The 18,626-nt window shown below is 69.6% G+C and carries 16 protein-coding genes; 6 read left to right on the top strand and 10 right to left on the bottom strand.

The features are described from left to right. Positions 1 to 138 precede the first annotated feature (138 nt). The 3 genes from ACXJJ3_RS21600 to ACXJJ3_RS21590 form a co-directional block, all read right to left on the bottom strand. On the bottom strand, positions 139 to 834 hold the full coding sequence (locus ACXJJ3_RS21600; RefSeq protein WP_458163508.1) for a PadR family transcriptional regulator: 696 nt from the start codon (positions 832 to 834) through the stop codon (positions 139 to 141). A gap of 57 nt (positions 835 to 891) precedes the next feature. Further along, the gene (locus tag ACXJJ3_RS21595; RefSeq protein WP_458163506.1) at positions 892 to 1,905 is read right to left on the bottom strand and encodes an acyltransferase family protein; all 1,014 of its coding nucleotides are present in this window, start codon (positions 1,903 to 1,905) and stop codon (positions 892 to 894) included. 152 nt (positions 1,906 to 2,057) lie between these two features. Beyond that, positions 2,058 to 3,011, bottom strand: a complete 954-nt coding sequence (locus ACXJJ3_RS21590) for a GlxA family transcriptional regulator (protein WP_458163504.1) — start codon at positions 3,009 to 3,011, stop codon at positions 2,058 to 2,060. Between the two features lie 71 nt (positions 3,012 to 3,082). On the opposite strand from ACXJJ3_RS21590, the gene ACXJJ3_RS21585 reads away from it, so the two are divergent. After that, entirely contained in the window at positions 3,083 to 3,346 is a 264-nt protein-coding gene (locus ACXJJ3_RS21585) for a hypothetical protein (RefSeq protein WP_458163502.1), read from the top strand. On the opposite strand, the gene ACXJJ3_RS21580 is transcribed toward ACXJJ3_RS21585, so the two are convergent. Both ACXJJ3_RS21580 and ACXJJ3_RS21575 read right to left on the bottom strand, forming a co-directional pair. Then, positions 3,334 to 4,503, bottom strand: a complete 1,170-nt coding sequence (locus tag ACXJJ3_RS21580; RefSeq protein ID WP_458163500.1) for a DUF418 domain-containing protein — start codon at positions 4,501 to 4,503, stop codon at positions 3,334 to 3,336. The two genes, ACXJJ3_RS21585 and ACXJJ3_RS21580, sit on opposite strands and share 13 nt — an antisense overlap. Before the next feature lie 91 nt (positions 4,504 to 4,594). Further along, positions 4,595 to 4,735, bottom strand: a complete 141-nt coding sequence (locus ACXJJ3_RS21575) for a hypothetical protein (protein WP_344188875.1) — start codon at positions 4,733 to 4,735, stop codon at positions 4,595 to 4,597. Positions 4,736 to 4,837: 102 nt separating this feature from the next. Between ACXJJ3_RS21575 and ACXJJ3_RS21570 the strand changes: the two genes are divergently transcribed. Further along, on the top strand, positions 4,838 to 5,695 hold the full coding sequence (locus tag ACXJJ3_RS21570) for a DNA-formamidopyrimidine glycosylase family protein (RefSeq protein ID WP_458163498.1): 858 nt from the start codon (positions 4,838 to 4,840) through the stop codon (positions 5,693 to 5,695). A gap of 10 nt (positions 5,696 to 5,705) precedes the next feature. Then, positions 5,706 to 6,152 (top strand): DUF2871 domain-containing protein, encoded by a 447-nt coding sequence (locus tag ACXJJ3_RS21565; RefSeq protein WP_458163496.1) that lies wholly within the window; start codon positions 5,706 to 5,708, stop codon positions 6,150 to 6,152. Here ACXJJ3_RS21565 and ACXJJ3_RS21560 read toward each other — a convergent pair. Both ACXJJ3_RS21560 and ACXJJ3_RS21555 read right to left on the bottom strand, forming a co-directional pair. Then, positions 6,121 to 7,074 carry a trypsin-like serine peptidase gene (locus ACXJJ3_RS21560; protein ID WP_458163494.1) on the bottom strand — a complete coding sequence of 318 codons (954 nt, stop codon included), beginning with the start codon at positions 7,072 to 7,074 and terminating at the stop codon, positions 6,121 to 6,123. The genes ACXJJ3_RS21565 and ACXJJ3_RS21560 overlap by 32 nt on opposite strands. A gap of 72 nt (positions 7,075 to 7,146) precedes the next feature. Further along, positions 7,147 to 7,980: a hypothetical protein gene (locus ACXJJ3_RS21555; RefSeq protein ID WP_458163492.1), complete on the bottom strand. Its 834-nt coding sequence runs from the start codon at positions 7,978 to 7,980 to the stop codon at positions 7,147 to 7,149. Between the two features lie 113 nt (positions 7,981 to 8,093). Between ACXJJ3_RS21555 and ACXJJ3_RS21550 the strand changes: the two genes are divergently transcribed. The 3 genes from ACXJJ3_RS21550 (at position 8,094) to ACXJJ3_RS21540 (ending at position 12,806) form a co-directional block, all read left to right on the top strand. Beyond that, a complete protein-coding gene (locus ACXJJ3_RS21550) occupies positions 8,094 to 8,417 on the top strand; it encodes a rhodanese-like domain-containing protein (protein WP_458163490.1) in 324 nt (107 codons plus the stop codon). Between the two features lie 143 nt (positions 8,418 to 8,560). Continuing rightward, positions 8,561 to 11,890: a phosphodiester glycosidase family protein gene (locus ACXJJ3_RS21545; protein ID WP_458163488.1), complete on the top strand. Its 3,330-nt coding sequence runs from the start codon at positions 8,561 to 8,563 to the stop codon at positions 11,888 to 11,890. Between the two features lie 10 nt (positions 11,891 to 11,900). Next, on the top strand, positions 11,901 to 12,806 hold the full coding sequence (locus tag ACXJJ3_RS21540) for a S66 peptidase family protein (protein WP_458163486.1): 906 nt from the start codon (positions 11,901 to 11,903) through the stop codon (positions 12,804 to 12,806). Here the strand turns inward: ACXJJ3_RS21540 and ACXJJ3_RS21535 are convergent. The 3 genes from ACXJJ3_RS21535 to ACXJJ3_RS21525 all read right to left on the bottom strand — a co-directional run bounded on the left by ACXJJ3_RS21535 (position 12,778) and on the right by ACXJJ3_RS21525 (position 18,554). Beyond that, a complete protein-coding gene (locus ACXJJ3_RS21535; RefSeq protein WP_458163485.1) occupies positions 12,778 to 14,556 on the bottom strand; it encodes an alpha/beta fold hydrolase in 1,779 nt (592 codons plus the stop codon). The genes ACXJJ3_RS21540 and ACXJJ3_RS21535 overlap by 29 nt on opposite strands. A gap of 462 nt (positions 14,557 to 15,018) precedes the next feature. Next, positions 15,019 to 16,797 (bottom strand): ABC transporter ATP-binding protein, encoded by a 1,779-nt coding sequence (locus ACXJJ3_RS21530; protein WP_458163483.1) that lies wholly within the window; start codon positions 16,795 to 16,797, stop codon positions 15,019 to 15,021. Continuing rightward, on the bottom strand, positions 16,794 to 18,554 hold the full coding sequence (locus tag ACXJJ3_RS21525; RefSeq protein WP_458163481.1) for an ABC transporter transmembrane domain-containing protein: 1,761 nt from the start codon (positions 18,552 to 18,554) through the stop codon (positions 16,794 to 16,796). The genes ACXJJ3_RS21530 and ACXJJ3_RS21525 overlap by 4 nt, the downstream gene beginning before the upstream one ends. Between the last annotated feature and the right edge of the window lie 72 nt (positions 18,555 to 18,626).

Genomic DNA, 18,626 nt, shown 5'->3' with positions numbered 1-18,626 from the left:
CCTTGTGGGTGCGGGAGCCGGTCGTCGGGCTGGCTATCCTGATGGTTGCGCCTTGGGTGCCAGGTCTTCGGACCGACTCGAGGAACTGCGGCCCTTGGTCCCGGTGTTGCCGCACCGTGGAGCGAGGGCCGCCCTGCGTTATCGCGATTCGGGCGGCATCGCCTGCAGCCAGGCGAACTCCTCCCCGAAGTACTTCACCGGATCCTTCAGCTGCTCGCTCGGGGCGATGCCGTCCTCCAGGTAGCGCTTCCAGGCCATCCGCCAGAAGTTCGCCCCGCCGAGCCGGTCGGTGCGGATCTCCTCGGCGAGCTGGTGGACGTACGCCGACTCCGCGCGCAGCAGCGCCAGCCGGAACTCCGACTCGACCCAGAAAATCCGCGGAAAGCCGACGGCCTCCATCTGCTCGTGCGCCGTGACCGCGTCCGCGATCTCGGCGTCGACGACGGCCAGCCGCTGCTCGAGCAGCTCGACGGCCCGGTCTGGTTGCAGAGCGGGCAGGTACGCCAGCCCCGCCTCCAGCGGGTGGAACTCGCGCGACGGCGTACCGACGAGTTCGGTCAGCCAGTCCTCGAACTCGGCCTGGCCGGCGTCGGTGATCCGGTACACGGTGCGCTCCGGCCGGTTGCCCTCGCGGACCGTCTCCTGCGCCTCGACGAAGCCGTGCTTCTCCAGGCTGGACACGACCGAGTAGAGCGAGCCGTAGTTCACCTTGATGCTCTGGTCCTTGCCGCGGGACCTGAGGATCGTGGAGATCTCGTACGGGTGCATCGGCCGCTCGCCGAGACTGCCGAGCACGGCGAACGCCAGCGGATTGCCGACCTTGCGTCGGGCCATGACACCCCCTCGATCTCGATTACTCGAAATCGAGTATTAGCTCACGGGTATCCGATGTCAAGTATTCAGCCAGGCGAACGCCCGCGCCCCGAGCCCGCGCACCGGGAGCGTCGCGAGCGCGCGGTACGTCGGCTCCTCGACGTACTTCGTGAGCAGCCAGGCGAGACCGATGACGCCGGCCGTCGCGCCGACGATCTGGGTCAGCCGGTCCGCGCCGAGCTCCATCAGTCGGTACGCGATCAGGTAGCCGATCACCTGGTTCAGCAGGTACAGCGCGAACGAGATCCGCGCCAGGAACTGGATCGGCCGCTTGAATCGCGCGAACACCGTCCAGTCCGGGCCACGGGCGGCCAGTGCGACGAGCAGCAGCAGGACGCCGATCCCGAGCGAGGACGGCAGGTCCGACGTGTGCGCGTGCTGTGCGAAGACCGTCGCGACGATCAGTGCGCCGAGATGCAGCGCGCCGATCCGGTGCTTCGACCAGAGCCAGATCGCGATCCCGATCGCGAACAGCTGCAGACGGTGGATGCCGAGGCCGTTCCAGAGCTGGATCACCCAGACCGGGCTGTGGTCGATCCGCCCGTTCCACTGCAGGGCCACCGGCGCGAGGATCATCACCCAGAGCATCGTGGTGATCCGCGGACCGATCCCGCGCGGCCAGAGCAGCGCCGCTGCGGCGAACGCCATCAGCTGCAGCGGGAGCGTCCAGTACGAGCCGTCGATCAGCTGCACGGTCGGGTCGAACGAGGCGGCCAGCGTCAGGTTGCCCCACAGGTCGTGCCGGGTCGGCAGTGTCCAGTTCCGCGGCCCCAGGAAGAGCAGCAGCATGTACGTGAACAAGACGGCCACCATGTACGGCGGGAGCACCCGGCAGGCGCGGCGCCACAGCCACCGCGGCGTGGAGCCCTTCCGGACCGTCACGCAGACGAAGTACGCGCTGATCACCAGCAGGATGCTGGCGCCGACCTGAAAGGGATACTTCCCGAGCGGGGTGCCGAGCTCAGGGTGCAGGAACGGACCCATGTAGGTCGTGTGGGTGAACATCACGGCGAGCACCGACAGGACGCGCACGACGTCCCAGCTCAGCCTGCGTGCGGCTCTTCCCGGAGGGCGGTCCGGCGTCGTCACAACCACTCCATCTACGCGTCGCTCGTTACCCCCTTGTGACCTTAGGCAGATCGGGGGGTGCCGATGCAAATCGACTCGGTGATGGCTTCCTCACATCAGCCGGCGGTTTGAAAGGTCCGCCGGTAGTCCTGCGGCGGTACGCCGACCACGCGGCGGAAGTGGTGCCGCAGCAGCGCCGCGGTCCCGAACCCGGACTCGGTGGCGATCTGCTCGATGCCCATCCGGGTCTGCTCGAGCAGCGTGCGGGCGCGGAGTACGCGTTGGGTGGTGACCCACTTGAGCGGCGTCGTACCGGTCTCGGCGACGAAGCGGCGGGCGAAGGTGCGTTCGGACATCTGCGCGCGGCGGGCCAGTGCGGGCACGGTGTGTTCGGTGGTGAGGTTGTCGATCATCCAGTTCAGCACCGGCTGCAGGCTCTCCGCGGAGCACTCCGGCACCGGGACCTCGACGTACTGCCGCTGGCCGCCGTCGCGTTGCGGCGGGACCACCATCCGGCGGGCGATCCGGGTCGCGACCGCGCTGCCCAGTTCACGCCGGACCAGGTGCAGGCAGGCGTCGATGCCGGCCGCCGTACCGGCGCTGGTGATGATGTTGCCGTCGTCGACGAAGAGCACGTCCGGGTCGATCTTCGCGGTCGGGAACTGGTCGGTGAACTTGTCGATGTAGCGCCAGTGCGTGGTGCAGGACCGTCCGTCGAGCAGTCCGGCGGCGCCGAGCACGAACGCGCCGGAGCAGACCGTCAGCAGGATCGCGCCGCGCGCCTCGGCCCGGCGCAGCGCGTCCAGGATCCGCTCGTCGTACGCGTGCCGCCAGGTGGTCGCCGGGATGCCGATCAGGTCGGCGTCCTCGAGCTCCTCCAGGCCGTACGGCGCGACCACCTGGGAGTGGCTGCTGGTCTCCATCGGGACGCCCGGGGTGGTCGAGCAGACCTTGAAGTCGAACGCCGGGACCCCGTCGTCGGTGCGGTCCAGCCCGAAGACCTCGGCGAGCACGCCGAACTCGAACAGGGCGACGTCCTCCATCAGCACGACCGCGATCTTCCGGAGCATGGCAGAATCTTATCGGACTATGTCAATAGCGCCACTGGTGGCAGGATCTGCGAGATAGCAAGATTACTGCCATGACCGGATACTTCGTTCTTCTCGCTCTCGTACTGGCCGTGATCGCGGCCCTGGAGGTCAGCAACAGGCGCCACTCGACCGGTCCGTCCGCCGGACCGCGGGGCTCCTGGACGACCGACGACCGTGACGTGGCCCGGACCAAGCTCGACCTGCTCGCGCTCGGCGCGTCGGCCAAGCCCTTCACCCACAAGCCTGCTTCGACCACCGGCACGGTGCACAGCATCCGCACCGCCCGGCTGCACGACGGCCGTCACGCGGCCTGAACCCGCCAGCTGGGGGCGGTCGCGTTCGTGACCGCCCGCAGCACGCCTTCGACCGGGCCGTAGCGGAAACTGCTCAGCCAGGCGTGACTCAGCATCACCTGCAGGACGAAGATCCCGACCGCGAAGCCCACGGTCTCCAGCGGCGACACCTGGCCGACCAGCCCGAAGCCGACGCCGGTGAAGATCAGCACCGTGGCCACTGATTGGCCCAGGTAGTTCGACAACGCCATCCGCCCGGCCGGTGCCAGTAGCCGCCGTACGTCCTCGCCGCGGTCGGAGTGCATGATCCGCAGGAGCGAGGCGACGTACGCCGCTGTCAGGAACGGCGCCGTCATCACACTCATCAGCACGGCCCTGGTGTCACCGTTGCCGCCGGACGCGTAGACGATCCCGCCGGTGATACCGATCGCGAAACCGACCAGCTGGATCAGCCGCAGCAGTGCGTCGGCCCCGTCGACGTTCTGCAACAGCCGGCGCCGGCCGGCGACCATGCCGATCAGGAACGCAGCCAGGGTGGTCGGGCCCTGCACGGTGAGCAGCGAGAGCCCGTACGTCGGCATTGCGCGGATGTGCTCCCCGATAACGTCACTGAACGAGCCCGCGAGATTAGCGGCCGTCCCCTGTGCGGCCGTTACTGCTGTCGTCGGGTCCAGCACCGCCGTCGTGTCCAGGAAGAGTGCTGCGGCCGCCAGGGTGACGAACAGATACGCGTAGATCGCCCCCGCCACCAGGAGCGCCGTACGGTCCTTCACTTTGCGCATGGCGACCAGGACCAGCCCGATGATCGCGTACACGCTCAAGATGTCCCCGGTAATCAGAAAGACGCCGTGCAGCACACCCAGCACGAACAGCCCGCCCAACCGGCGCAACATCCGCGGCCGAAACGCAGCCCCGGCTCGCTGCGCCGCCCGCATCTGCAACTGAAAGCTGTACCCGAACAAGAACGAGAACAGCAGATAGAACTTCATGTCGACGAACACCGACGACAACCACCGAACCGCATGATCCAGCCACGAGCCGTACGCCGGATCCTCCGCAACATGAATCGGATACCCGGACGCCGCGAACGTAATATTCACAACCAAGATGCCCAACAGGGCAAACCCCCGCAGCGCATCCACATCCTGGATCCGCACCCGCTCCGCAACCTGACCCATGCCCCCAGCACATCAGCGCGCGCCGCGGAAAGCAGTCACGCTGAATCCTCCCCGAGGGTGGACCTAGCTCTACCCTCGCGGGTGCGGACGCCTACGAGGCCCGGCGCTGTTGGACCTTTTGGAAAGCTTGTTTGATTTTTGCCTGGTTCTCCGGCTTGCTCAGTTCGCGTTGTGCGACCTGGACGAGCTTGGCGACCACGGCGCCCTTTACCAACGTCTTCACGAACCCCATCAGGGCCTCCCTAGTCTGTTGTCCTCGACGCTACCGGCGGTGACAACCCTCCTCCATGGGTGATCCACCGGAACTGTCCCTGGCGTCGGGCACACTAGGGGCATGCCTGAGTTGCCGGAGGTTGAGTCGCTGGCGGTGTTTCTGCGGGAGCGCGCGGTGGGGCATGCCTTCGTGCGGGCGGACGTCACCGCGATCAGCGCGTTGAAGACCTACGACCCGCCGATCACGGCGATGGTCGGGCTGTTGATCGACGACGTGCAGCGGCACGGGAAGTTCCTGGACATCTCGGCGCAGGGCGTGCACCTGGTGATCCACCTGGCGCGGGCCGGCTGGTTGCGGTGGAAGGACGAGCAGAACACGGGGCTCGTCCGGCCGGGGAAGGGCCCGATCGCGCTCCGGACCGTGCTGGACGACGGGTCGGGGTTCGATCTGACCGAGGCCGGGACGCAGAAGAAACTCGCGGTGTACGTCGTCCGCGACCCGGCCGAGGTGCCGGGGATCTCCCGGCTCGGGCCGGACCCGTTCACGCTGTCGCGGGACGACTTCGGCGCGATCCTGAAACGCGAGGGCCGCGTCCAGCTCAAGGGCGTCCTGCGGAACCAGTCCGTGATTGCCGGCATCGGCAACGCGTACTCCGACGAGATCCTGCACGTCGCGAAGATGAGCCCGTTCAAACCGGCCTCGAACCTGTCCGACGACGAGCTCACCACGCTGTACGACGCGATGCGCGAGACCCTCCAGGACGCCGTCGACCGGTCCGCCGGGCTCGCCGTGCAGGACCTGAAGTCGGAGAAGAAGTCCGGCCTGCGGGTGCACGGCCGGAAGGGCCAGAAGTGCCCGGTCTGCGGTGACGTCGTCCGCGAGGTGAGCTTCGCCGACTCCTCGTTGCAGTACTGCGCGACCTGTCAGACCGGCGGCAAACCGCTGGCCGACCGGAGGTTGTCGAAGCTGCTGAAGTAGGTTCCCGCGCATGCGGAAGATCTACGTGGCAGCACACGTCTACATGATTCTGGGGCTCATCAGCGGGCTGTACTACCGCGAGCTGACCAAGGCCAAGGACTTCACCGGCGACTCGCAGCTCGGCGTCGTCCACACCCACATCCTCGCGCTGGGCATGCTGTTCTTCCTGATCGTGCTCGCGCTGGAGAAGCTGTTCACCCTGTCCGACGGCAAGCTCTTCACCGCGTTCTTCTGGGTCTACAACGCGGGCCTCGCGCTGACCGTCGGCATGATGCTGCTGCGCGGGACGATGGTCGTGCTCGGCCACCAGCCCGGCGCCGCGCTGGACGGCATCTCCGGGCTGGGGCACGTCACGATCACGCTCGGCCTGATCTTCTTCTTCATCAACCTGGGCAAGTGCCTGCCCGCGAAGACCGAGCAGGAAGCTACGTCGTCATCTGATCGAACATCGTCTTGACGTCGGCCGTGTTCGGGGTCGACAGCAACGTCGGCGTACCACTCGTCGTCCGGCGTGAGGTCACCGCGAACACGTATCCGAGGTTCGCGTCGATCCGGTCCTTCAGCCACGGCCCGCCGCTCGCGCCGCCGTTCATCGAGCAGGTCAGCGCCGCGTCCGAGCCGCCCCACGCGTACGTCGTGCCGTCGCAGTAGTACGGCACCTCACCGTTGTACGGCGCCTCGGCCGGCCAGCCCCAGATCCGGGTACCGGCCTGGGCCTGGCCGTTGCCCCAGACCAGGCCGTTGCCACCGACGGCGTCGATCAGGTTCGCGCCGTTGCGCTGCTGCAGCGTGACGAACGCCTGATCGTGGGTGAAGTCGCTGCTGTTCATCCACGAGTTGAACGTCCGCGCCTGGCTCCAGTTCCACAGGCCGTACCCGGACTGGCCGTTGTAGTACGCCGGCGCGAACACGATGTTCGAGTGCCAGCCGCCGCCTTGGCCGCTGTGCACGCAGTGCCCCGCGGTGATGATCAGGTTCTTGTAGCCATTGTTGATCGTCGACGCCGAGCACACGTAGTTGAGCCCGTTGTCAGTGAAGAACAGCTTGCCGGCCGTGCTCGGCACGGTGTCGTTGGCGAGCTTGTACCCGGCGCGCGGCGCGACCGGCTTGGACGCGACACCGCTCGAAGTCCCTTGTTTCGCAGGGGTTCCGGCGGCCGTACCGGTCGGAAGATCGGCCGGGATCGCGTTCCGCAGCTTCTCCGCGGTCCAGTACCCGGTGGCGTCGAGCGCACCGGCCCGGGCCTTCGCGGGCAGAGCGGGTGCGCGGACGGCGGTGGTGGCGTCAGCGGCCGGTACGGCGGCGGTCGCCGGGGTGACGGTGGCGCCGGCGGCGAGCAGGATCCCGGCGGCAAGCAGGCGGATGGGCGTTGTACGCATGCAGGACTCCTCGATCGGGGCGGTAGATCGATCACTGCCAGTAGAGGGGAAGCGCTCTCAGAATGCAAGCGGTCACAGGTGTACGACGTACGGTGAGGACGCCGAGCGACGTCCCGCGTCGAGCCGCGCCCGCAACTCGTGGACGCCGTCCCCGGTGACCCGGACGGCCCAGCCGATCGACCGCCCCGGCTCCAGCCCGTCGAACCGCCACACCTGCTCGTACGCCGACCAGTCCGGCGGCAGCGGCAGGTCGACCTCGCCGCGGGCGGACGTCCGGCCGAAGTTCGTGACCGCGACGGTCAGCTCGCCGCGGCCGGGGTGGATCGACGCCAGCACCGTGCCAACCGGGGCGACGAGGATCCGGCGGACGCCGGCCGGTACCGCCAGCGGTACGACGCGCAGCTCCGGCATCGGGAACGGGCCGATCGTGGTGCGGGTGAGCTCGTGGCCGGTGACGCCGTACCGGCGGCCGGCGAGCCGGATCTGGTGCCGGCTGTCCGGCTCGGCCAGTCCGAAGTACCGGACCGCGACGTCGGCCGCCCGCCGCGCCACCAGATGGGCGGTCGTACCGGCTGGGGTCAGGTCCCAGACGCCGTCGGCGTTCGCGGTGACGGTGTCCTGCGGCACGATCCGCAGCTTCCCGCTCAGCGCGACCCGGACCACCGGCGGTTCACCGGCCTCGGGTAATCGGACCACCAGGTCGTCGCCGTCGCGCCGCCAGGTCAGCGCCCGGCCGGTGGCGTCCTCGACAACGTGCCGCGGCATGGTCACCAGACCGGGCAGTCGTACTTCGTGATCGGGCGGCCGGCAGGCGATCCGGAGCAGCAACAGCTCGCGGCTCCGTACGATCGCCTCACCCCACGGCTGCGGTTCGAACTCCCCCGGGATCCCCTGAATCAGCGCCACCCGCGACCTCCCTGCCAGCCACGGTCCTAGATCCGCCCGCCGGGGTCAACGCTTTATCTTCCGGCCGGGCAACCGCGTTCCGGACCGGGGCAGGTGTCTGACATGCTGGGGGCATGTTCCGGAACCAGGAGATTCCCTCGGTCGTGGTGAGCGAGCTCGACGACGCGCTGCTGGCGGAGGCGTTCGTCCTCGACGTCCGCGAGCCGGACGAGTGGGACCGCGGCCACATCGCGGGCGCCACCCACATCCCGCTCGGCGAGCTCCAGGAGCGGGTCGGCGAGGTGCCGCTGGACCAGAAGGTGCTCTGCGTCTGCGCGGTCGGCGGCCGGTCCGGGATGGCCACCCAGTTCCTGAACCAGGTCGGCCGGGAGGCGATCAACCTGGACGGCGGCATGCACGCCTGGGAGATCTCCGGCCGCCCAGTGAGTACCAACTAACAGTCTGAGAAGAAAACCTTCCACACGGTGACCGTAGGCGTTACTTTGTCACCGGTCGGTCGATCGGCGTACACCTGCGGCTCATGAGGCGGTAGCGCGCGCGGCGTCGGATGACCGCGTCCGTCCACCGTGGGGAGGCTCCTGTGTCGCTCATCCGTCCGTTGACCACAGCGATCGGCATCGGTGGCCTGCTGGCCGGCGTGCTGGTCAGTCCCGCGGTCGGGCAGCCCGCGGGCATCCCGGACGCGGCGATCGCCGAGAACGGCGTACTGACGTCGCGGTCCGACAGCCCGGTCGCTCCCGGCGTCGATTACACGTCGTTCGAGCGGCTGGACCCGCAGGGCTGGCAGCGCGGCGACATCCTCGACACCGACCTGAGCAAGCACGGCGTGACGGTCGACCTGGTGAAGGCGGGAAAGGTGTCCGGCGCCCAGCCGCTCAGCCAGCAGCTGGCGAGCCGGGGCGCGATCGCCGGTGTGAACGGCGACTTCTTCGACATCAACGACACCAACGCGCCGCTCGGTGTGGGGGTCGAGTCCGGCAAGCTGACGAACGCGCCGGCCGCCGGGCACAACGACACCGCGGTGATCGGCAAGGACGGGCTCGGCAAGATCGCCCAGCTGTTTCTGCAGGGCACCGCGACCGATGGCGCGACCAAGCTCGAGCTGACCAACCTGAACTCGCCGGCCGTGAACACCGGCGGGATCGGTCTCTACACCCCGGAGTGGGGCGATGCGGCCCGGACCCGGACCGTGGACGGCCTGCCGACCGTCCGCGAGGTGATCCTTCGCGACGGTGTGGTCGTCTCCTCTGCCACCACTCCGGCCACCACTCCGCTGGCCGCGAACGAGCAGGCGCTGATCGGCCGCGAGGCCGGCGCCGACGCGCTCACCGCGCTGCATGCCGGCGACAAGGTCGACATCTCCTACGGCCTGCGCCCCGACGCGGCGAACGTCGCGGCCGCGGTGAGCGGCAACTACCAGCTCGCGAAGGACGGCAAGGTGCCGGACAGCGTTCCGGACGCCGACCTGGCGCCGCGGACCGCGATCGGGTTCGACGCTGACGGCAGCCGGATGATCCTGCTGACCGTCGACGGCCGGGCGACCGGATCGCGCGGTCTGTCGCTGAAGGAAATGGGTCAGCTGATGATCAGCCTCGGCGCGGACGACGCGCTGAACCTGGACGGCGGCGGCTCCTCGACGATGCTCGCCCGGACGCCGGGCAAGGTCGCGCCGGACGTCGTCAACGACCCGTCCGACGGCAACGAGCGGCTGATCCCGAACGGTCTCGGCCTGCTCCCGGTCAAGGGCAGCGGCAAGCTCAAGGGCTTCCGCGTCGAGGCCAACGGCACCGCCGAGGCAGGCCCCGACGCCGACATTTCCCGCAGCTCCCGCGTCCTCACCGGCCTCACCCGCGTCCTCGAGGGCACCGGGTACGACGAGACGTACGCCCCCGCCGCCGGTACGCCGTCCTGGTACGCGGGCAGCAACGTCCGCGTCGACCAGCACGGCGTGGTGACCGGCCGCCGCGCGGGCGACGTGATCGTCACCGCGACCCGCGGTACGGCGAACGGAAGGTTCCCGATGACTGTCCTCGGTACGCCGACCCGCCTGGCCCCGTCCACCCGCCAGGTGTCGCTGTCGGACTCGAACGCGAAGGGCTTCTTCGAGGTCGACGGGTACGACGCCGACGGGTTCTCCACCTGGATCGAGCCGCGCGACGTCAAGCTCAGCTACGACGCCAACAAGGTCAAGGTGGTTGCGAAGGGCAACGGGTTCGAGGTCAATGCCCTGGGCAACGACGCGGTGTCGACCGTGGTGACCGCGACGGTCGGCACGCTCAGCACCCAGCTCAGCATCACGGCCGGCCTGACCAGCACGGTCGTCGACAGCCTCGACGACGTGTCCAAGTGGGCCGCCAACGCGGTCCCGGCCGGCGCCGCGACCGCGTCCCGTTCCGCCGCCGAAGGGCATGACGGCGGCCAGGCGATCGCGCTCGACTACTCGCTGACCGGCAGCACTGCCACGCGGGCGGCGTACCTCTCGCAGACCCCGCAGCAGACGTTGCCCGGCCAGCCGCAGAAGCTCGGCGCCTGGGTGTACGGCGACGGCAAGGGCGCCTGGCTGCGCGCGAACGCCTACGACGCCGCGGGCGGTACGGCGCAGACCCTCAACCTCGCGGCCGCCGTCGACTGGACCGGCTGGAAGTACGTCGAGGCCGACATCCCGCCGGGGCTGACGTACCCGCTGCGGTTCTGGCGGATCTACGTCGTCGAGACCTCGCCGACCCGGCAGTACTCCGGCCGGATCGTGATCGACGACCTGACCGTCCGCAGCGCGCCGCCGGTGACGATGGATCCGCCGGCCAGGGTGATCGACCCGATGGTGGTCACCGACGGAACCCTGACGACGGCCGGCCGCTGGCGGTTCGCGGTGATGTCGGACGCGCAGTTCACCGCCGACGACCCGAACTCGGACTACGTGCAGCAGGCCCGCCGGACGATCCGCGAGGCGCTCGCGCAGAACCCGGACTTCCTGGTGATCAACGGCGACTTCGTCGACCGGGCGTTCGGGCCGGACATCGCACTGGCCAAGCAGATCATCGACGAGGAGGTCGCGGGCAAGGTGCCGGTGCACTACGTGCCGGGCAACCACGAGACGTACGGCCCGGGGGACCTGTCCGAGTGGAAGAAGGTCTTCGGCAACCCGACCAGCACGTTCGACCACAAGGGCACCCGGTTCGTCCTGCGGGACTCGTCGCTCGGCTCGCTCCGCGCCGGCGGGTTCGACCAGATCGCGGACCTGCGCAAGCAGCTGGACTCCGCCGCCAAGGACCGTACGATCCGGAACGTCGTGGTGTTCGCGCACCATCCGATCGACGACCCGTCGCCGACGCAGAACTCGCAGCTCGGCGACCGCAAGGAAGCCGCGATGATCGTCAAGTGGCTCGCCGACTTCCGGAAGTCCACCGGCAAGGGCGCCGCCTACATGGCCGGGCACGCCGGGACGTTCGCCGCGACCCGGACCGACGGCGTCCTGCTGCCGCTGACCGGCAACTCGGGCAAGAGCCCGGCCGCCGCACCGGACGCCGGCGGCTTCACCGGCTGGGCCCTCGTCGGCATCTCCACCTCCGCTTCCGAGTCCAGCCGCCCGTGGTTCCAGGTCGAGATGCGCCCGCACGTCGACGCGCTCGAGCTGGCCGCGCCGGCCACGATGCGCCGCAACCAGACCGCCTCGGCGTCGGCGACCGTCGTCCAGGAGAACCGCCGGGTGCCGGTGTCGTTCCCGGTCTCGGCCGACTGGTGGGGCTCGCGGACGATGTACATCGGCTCCGCGAAGAGCGCCCCGTTCTGGGCGGTCGCGGCGTACGACCCGGCCACCGGCCGGCTGACCGCGCTCCGTCCGGGCACCGCCCAGCTGGGCGTCACGGTCAACGGCGTCTCCAAGAGCACGACGATCCAGGTCGGTTGGTAGCGTCAGCGGAATGAACGACGTGGTGCTGCCGCAGCGGCTGCGGAGTGGAGATCGGGTCGCTGTGGTGGCGCCGTCCGGGCGGGTGGACGCCGAGCGGCTGCGGGCCGGGGTGGAGTACCTCCGGGCGTGGGGCATCGACGTGGACGTGATGCCGTCGGTGCTGGCCGGACACGAGCGGTTCAAGTACCTGGCCGCGGACGACAAGGCGCGGGCATTCGACCTACAGAGTGCGTGGTTCGACCCGCAGTACGCCGCGGTGTTCTGCGCGCGTGGCGGCTACGGCGTACAGCGGATGCTTGAGTACCTCGACTTCGACGAGCTGGTCGCCGTACCGAAGTGGTTCGTCGGGTTCAGCGACATCACGGCGTTGCACGAGCCGTTGAACGCGCGGGGGCTCGTGACGATGCACGGGCCGATGGCCGCGGCCGTGGAGCAGTTGGCGGACGACGTGGGGCGGGCGCGGCTGCGGGCGTTGCTGTTCGAGCCGGAGACCGTCACGGACCTCCTGCGGGGTGCTCGCACGGTCGTCGGTGGTGTGGCGGACGGGCCGTTGCGTGGGGGCAACCTGGCGATGCTGGCGTCCAGCGTGGGTACGCCGACGTACGCGCCGCCGGCCGGGGTCGTCGTACTCGAAGAGGTCAACGAGGAGGCGTACCAGGCGGACCGGTTGCTCACGCAGCTGCTGCGCGCGGGATGGTTCGACCGGGTGACCGGGCTGGTGATCGGTGACTTCAGCCAGGGCGGCGAGGGGCTCGACGACACCATCCGCGAGCGGCTCGAACCGCTCGGTCTCCCCATGGTGGAGGGCGCGGCGATCGGGCACGAGCCGTTGAACCTCGCCGTACCGCTCGGGCTTCCGGTAAGCCTCGACGCGACCGCCGGGACCCTTACGCCAGGTGGTCTCGCAGGAAGCTGAACGCCTGCGGGTAGGCGTCCAGGCGGTTCGCGAGCTTGGCGAGGCCGTGGCCTTCGTCCGGGTACACGAGCAGCTGGCACGGTACGCCGCGGTTCGTGAGCGCCGCCGTGATCTGCTCGGCCTCCGACAACGGGACGCGCGGGTCGTTGGCGCCGTGGATGACGAACAGCGGCGCCCGGATGTCGTCGACCCGGCTGAGCGGGCTCGCGGATTCCAGGAACTCCTGGTCGGTGGCCAGGTACCCGTACTCGCGCTCCCGCATCGCCCGGCGGTAGTCCGACGTGTTCTCCAGGAACGTGACCAGCGAGGCGATCCCGACGATGTCCACGCCGGCCGCCCACAGGTCCGGCTGGAACGCGACACCGGCGAGCACCATGTACCCGCCGTACGAGCCGCCCCAGAGCGCGGCCTTCCGCGGGTCGGCGCCGATCGTCGGCAGCCACGCGTTGATCGCGGCCAGATCCTTCACCGAGTCCAGCCGCAGCTCGCGGTCGTCCAGCGAGTACCAGCGCTTGCCGTAACCGGCCGAGCCGCGGACGTTCGGTACGACGACCGTGTGCCCCTCGCCGGCCAGCGACGAGATGATCGGGCTCCAGATCCGCATCGCGGCGCCCTCGGGTCCGCCATGCACGTGGACGACCGTCGAGCCGAGGTCCGGTGCGGTCGGCCGGAACACGAACACCGGCACCTGCTCACCGTCGAACGACGGCACCCGCAGGCTCTCCGGGTGCTCCAGCGCGACCGGTACCTCGACCGGGCCGATCGCGGTCAGCTCGCCGTTCGGCACGTACCGGTACACGGTCGGCGGGGTGACCGGGGAGTTGTAGGTGATCGCCGCGAACGCGCCGTCCGCCGACCAGATCGGGTCCGGCGTCATCATCGTCAACGCCGCGCAACCGCCCGCGGGCAGACCGACCGGCGCGACCAGTTCGCCGTCCTCCGCGCGGTGCAGCGCGAGCGTGACCTCGCCGTCCTCCAGTACGCCGACCAGCTGGTGTACGCCGTCCGGCGACGGCCAGGCGGCAACGTCCCGCGCGTCGTCGACCAGTACGTCGCTCCACGCCGCGTCGGCCACGTCGTACCGGCGGACCGCCTTCCGGTCGCGGTCGGTGTCGGTCGACACCAGGAACGCGGACGAGTCCGGCAGCCAGGCGACCGGGCCCTGGTCGTTGTGGCCGTCCGCGGGCGTCAGCTCGGTGACCGACCGGCTGGAGGTGTCGACGAGCAGCAGCTGTATCGAGTTCGCCGGGCTGCTGGCCTTCGACAGGACGACCCACTTGTCGTCGGGCGACGGGTGCACGCCCATCACCCAGCCGCCCGCGTCGTACAGCACGGTCTCGGCGCCGGTCGCCAGGTCACGGGCGACCAGGTCGAAGTCGACGCCGTTGCGACGGTTCGTGGTGTAGAGGATCCGGCCGGCGCGCGCGGCCACCAGATGGTGGATGTACTCCGCGCCGTGCACCAGCGGGGTCAGCGCCGGGAGCCCGTCGTCGGCGAGATCGAGCATCGAGAGCTGCCCGCGCTCGTTGCCCCCGGCGTCGTGCTCGACAACAACCCGACTGCTACCCGGGACAAACCGCGCCCCACGACAGGTGTCCCCCAGATCGGTCAACGCACGCCAGCTCCCATCCGGAGCGACCTCGTTGACCTGCCGGGTCCCGGTCCCGTCGTACAGCACCAGCATCCGACCGACGTCGTCGATGTCCAGAGCCAGGGTCGTGGGCAGAGAGAACAGCGTCGTCAGCAGCACCCGCTCATCCTCACACGACCCGGAGGGCGTCCGCCGGACACACCCGACCAAAGAAGACGAGAAGCATCAGGAGAAGGGAAATAAAGACAAGCAGAGGAAAGATCAGCGAAGGAAAGAGATTTGAATGGTGGCTGACTTCGGTAGTCAACCGAGGGTTGGTTGAGCGATGTCAGCGGGTCAGAACTTCATGCAGGTGGGTCGATGCGGTATCGCAACGCCGACGCCGCCTGCATCGGCGCCACCGCCCCGTGGCCGCTTCGCAGATCCTCTCGAGGGGTTGGCGCCTGAGTTGCCGGGTTTGCGGCCGGTATGCGGGTAGGTAACCCGACATCTCAGACGCTAACCCCTCAGACGGCCGCCCCTGCGACGGCCGCCGCTGCGGTCGCTGAAGCCAGCCACCACTCTAAATCTCTCTTCTTTCTTCTTTGCTCTTGTTCTTCAACTTATTTACTTGATCCTCGCTCAGCGGTCGCCGTGCCAGGAGTGCCAGAGGGCTGCGTAGGCGCCCTGGGCGTCGACCAGTTCGTCGTGGCCGCCTAGCTCGACGATCTTGCCGTCTTCGACGACTGCGATGACGTCGGCGTCGTGCGCGGTGTGCAGGCGGTGGGCGATTGCCACCACCGTACGGCCTTCCAGCACGGTGGCCAGCGACCGCTCCAGGTGCCGGGCGGCCCGCGGGTCCATCAGTGAGGTTGCCTCGTCCAGGACCAGCGTGTGGGGGTCGGCCAGCACCAGCCGGGCCAGGGCTACCTGCTGCGCCTGGGCCGGCGTCAGCGAGACGCCGCCGGACCCCACCTCGGTGTCCAGGCCCTCGTCGAACCCAGCGACCCAGCCGTCGGCATCTACCGACCGCAGCGCCGCCCACAGGTCCGCGTCGGACGCGCCCTGCCTGGCCAGCCGCAGGTTGTCGCGCACGCTGCCCACGAAGACGTGGTGCTCCTGGTTGACCAGGGCAACGTGACTGCGGACCTGCTCCGCCGACATCCGGTCCAGCGCCGCACCACCCAAGGTGATGTCGCCGACCCGCGGCGAGTAGATACCCGCCAGCAACCGGCCCAGCGTCGACTTGCCCGCCCCGGACGGCCCGACCAGCGCCACCCGTGCGCCGGGCTCGACCGTGAGCGTCACGCCGTGCAGTACGTCGCGACCCTCGAGGTACCCGAACCGCACGTCGTCGGCCAGCACGGTCCGCCCGTCCGGCTCGTCCTCGCTGGTCGTGGCTTCCGTCTCGACCTCGCGGACGCCGACGAGCCGCGACAGCGACACCTGCGCGACCTGCAACTCGTCGTACCAGCGGATCATCATGTTGACCGGCTCGACGAGCTGCTGGATGTACAGCGCGCCGGTGGTCAGCGCACCGACCGTCAGCCAGCCCTGGATCGCGAACCCGCCACCGATGACCAGGACGGCGGCCAGCGCCACCGTGTGGGTCATGTTGATGATCGGGAACAGAATCATCCGCAGGTACAGCGTGTACCGCTCCCAGGCGACCCACTGGCCGATCCGGGTGTCGCCGAGCGCGATCCGGCGGTGGCCGAGCCGGTGCGACTCGACGGTCCGGCCGGCGTCGACGGTCTCGGCCAGCCCGGACGCGACCGCGGCGTACCCGGCTGCCTCCGACCGGTACGCCGAGGGCGCCCGGCGGAAGTACCAGCGGCCGCCGAGGATCAGGATCGGCGCCGCGATCACGACCGCAACGGCCAGCGCCGGCGCGGTCACGATCAACGCCCCGATCAGCAGCGACGCCCAGATGACCGCGATCGTCAGCTGCGGTACGGCGTCCCGCATCGCGTGCGACAGCCGGTCGATGTCGGTGGTGATCCGGGACAGCAGGTCGCCCGTCCCGGCCCGCTCCAGCACGCCCGGCGGCAGGCCGACCGCGCGGACCAGGAAGTCCTCGCGGAGGTCCGCGAGCATCTCCTCACCGAGCACCGCGCCGCGCAGCCGGGTCAGCCGGGTGAACACCGTCTGCACCGCGAGCGCGATCACGAACCCGATCACGACCGACGGCAGCTTGACGTCGGTCCGGCCCTCGGACAGCTTCTGCACGACGTTGCCGAGCAGCCACGGACCGACCATGCCGCTCAGCGCGGCGACCGCGTTCACCACGGTCAGCCAGAGGAACTGCCGCCGGTGCCGGCGGAACAGCGTCTTGATGTAGGCGCGGACGGTCGTGCCCTGCGCCACCGGGAGCCGCACTACTTCCTGCGGGGCTGCCGGGTCGTACTCCGGGCGCTTCACACCGACTCCTCGAACGTTGCTTCTTCTTCACGGGTGACGACAGCGCGGTACTGCGGGTTGCTGTCCAGCAGCTCGTGATGCGTACCGACCGCGGCCACCTGGCCGTCCGGCACGAACACCACCCGCTCCGCGCGGTCCAGCATCAGCGGGCTGGACGTGAACACCACGGTGGTCCGGCCACGGCGCAGCAGTTGCAGGCCGTCGGCGATCCGGGCCTCGGTGTGCGCGTCGACCGCACTGGTCGGCTCGTCCAGCACCAGCACCTGCGGGTCGACGTACAGCGACCGCGCCAGCGCGACCCGCTGCCGCTGACCACCGGACAGGGACCTGCCCCGCTCGGTCAGCACCGCCTTCATCGCGTCGGTCTCACCGGTAGGCAGCGTCTGCCGCAGTACGTCGAGGATGTCCTCGCACTGTGCCGCGTCCAGGGCCGTCTCCGGAGAGACCGCGCCACTGGCCGGTACGTCGAACAGGTCGCGGACCGAGCCGGACAGCAACACCGGGTCCTTGTCCTGGACCAGCACCACGGTCCGCGCCGAGTCCAGCGGGAGGTCGTCCAGCGCGACACCGTCGAGCTGCACGGAGGCCTCGTCGGTTGCCGTCGGGCTGTGGCCGCCCAGCCGGTCGGCCAGCAGACCGCCGGCGTCCGGGTCGCCGCTGACGACCGCGGTGAAGCTCCCGGCCGGGACGTGCAGCCCGGTGACCGGGTCGAGCAGGTCGCCGGACGGCAGCTGCGCCTCGCCGGTGGCCTTGGTCTCGTCGGTCCGCTGCAGCGACAGCACCCGCGCGGCCCGGCGGGCCGAGACCTTCGAGAAGATGAACGCGCTCGCGGTCTCCTCGAACGTGTGCAGCGGCACCATCATGAACGTGATGAAGCCGTACGTCGTGACCAGTTCGCCGACCGAGATGTGGCCGGACGTCACCAGCCGGACGCCCATCCACACCACGACGACCAGGAACAGCCCGAAGAACAGCACCTGCAGCGCGGCGATCAGCGACCACATCCGGGCGCTCCGGACCGCACTGGTCCGGTAGTCCTGCGAGGCCGCGCGATACCGCTCCAGGAACAGCTGCTCACCGCCGATGCCGCGCAGTACGCGCAGTCCGGCGACGGTGTCGGCGGCGAGCTCGGTGGCCCGGCCGCCCTTGGCCCGCTGCTCGTCCGCGCGGCGCTCCGCGGGACCCATCAGCGGGACGATCGAGAACGCCAGCACCGGGACGGCGACGGCGACCACCAGCCCGAGCCGGGGTTCGTACAGCAGCAGGCCGATGACGACCGCGAAGCACGTCAGCAGGGCGGCCACGAACCGGCCGAGCACCTCGACGAACCAGCCGATCTTCTCGACGTCGCCGCTGCTCACCTGCACGACCTCGCCGGCGGCGATCCGCCGGGTGAGCAGCGAGCCGAGCTCCGCGGCCTTGCGGAACAGCAGTTGCTGGAGGCGGGCCGCGGTACTGATCCAGTTCGTCACCACGGCCCGGTGGAAGAACGAGTCGGCGGCGGCCTTGGCGGCGCCGAAGGCGAGCAGCAGCACGCCGGACAGGATCAGCTTCGACCACGACAGGTCGATGGCCGCCTGCACGGCGAGCCCGACCGCGACCGGAGCGGCGGCGATCCCGCCGAAGTACACCAGTCCCCAGAACACCGCGAGCAACTGCCCGCGGAGCTGCTGGTGCTCCAGCCAGAGGATGAGTCGGAGGCCGGACCGGGTGTCGGGCACACCCGGATCGGCGAAGGGAATGAGGCGCAAGGACATGACGTCTCGCAATGAGGGCATAGAAGGGTTGAAAGAGGGGCCTGACCAGGCGAATGGATCAAGCCTAGGTGC

The sequence above is a fragment of the Kribbella sp. WER1 genome (assembly GCF_054189145.1).
Note: the sequence above shows the minus strand (reverse complement) of the source record. Positions and strands in the feature narration are given on the sequence as shown.

Bases quoted from the DNA above. Each gene is read 5' to 3' on its own strand.
- ACXJJ3_RS21600 (WP_458163508.1), bottom strand. From the start codon at position 834: ATGGCCCGACGCAAGGTCGGCAATCCGCTGGCGTTCGCCGTGCTCGGC.
- ACXJJ3_RS21590 (WP_458163504.1), bottom strand. From the start codon at position 3,011: ATGCTCCGGAAGATCGCGGTCGTGCTGATGGAGGACGTCGCCCTGTTC.
- ACXJJ3_RS21585 (WP_458163502.1), top strand. From the start codon at position 3,083: ATGACCGGATACTTCGTTCTTCTCGCTCTCGTACTGGCCGTGATCGCG.
- ACXJJ3_RS21580 (WP_458163500.1), bottom strand. From the start codon at position 4,503: ATGGGTCAGGTTGCGGAGCGGGTGCGGATCCAGGATGTGGATGCGCTG.
- ACXJJ3_RS21575 (WP_344188875.1), bottom strand. From the start codon at position 4,735: ATGGGGTTCGTGAAGACGTTGGTAAAGGGCGCCGTGGTCGCCAAGCTC.
- ACXJJ3_RS21570 (WP_458163498.1), top strand. From the start codon at position 4,838: ATGCCTGAGTTGCCGGAGGTTGAGTCGCTGGCGGTGTTTCTGCGGGAG.
- ACXJJ3_RS21565 (WP_458163496.1), top strand. From the start codon at position 5,706: ATGCGGAAGATCTACGTGGCAGCACACGTCTACATGATTCTGGGGCTC.
- ACXJJ3_RS21560 (WP_458163494.1), bottom strand. From the start codon at position 7,074: ATGCGTACAACGCCCATCCGCCTGCTTGCCGCCGGGATCCTGCTCGCC.
- ACXJJ3_RS21550 (WP_458163490.1), top strand. From the start codon at position 8,094: ATGTTCCGGAACCAGGAGATTCCCTCGGTCGTGGTGAGCGAGCTCGAC.
- ACXJJ3_RS21540 (WP_458163486.1), top strand. From the start codon at position 11,901: ATGAACGACGTGGTGCTGCCGCAGCGGCTGCGGAGTGGAGATCGGGTC.
- ACXJJ3_RS21525 (WP_458163481.1), bottom strand. From the start codon at position 18,554: ATGTCCTTGCGCCTCATTCCCTTCGCCGATCCGGGTGTGCCCGACACC.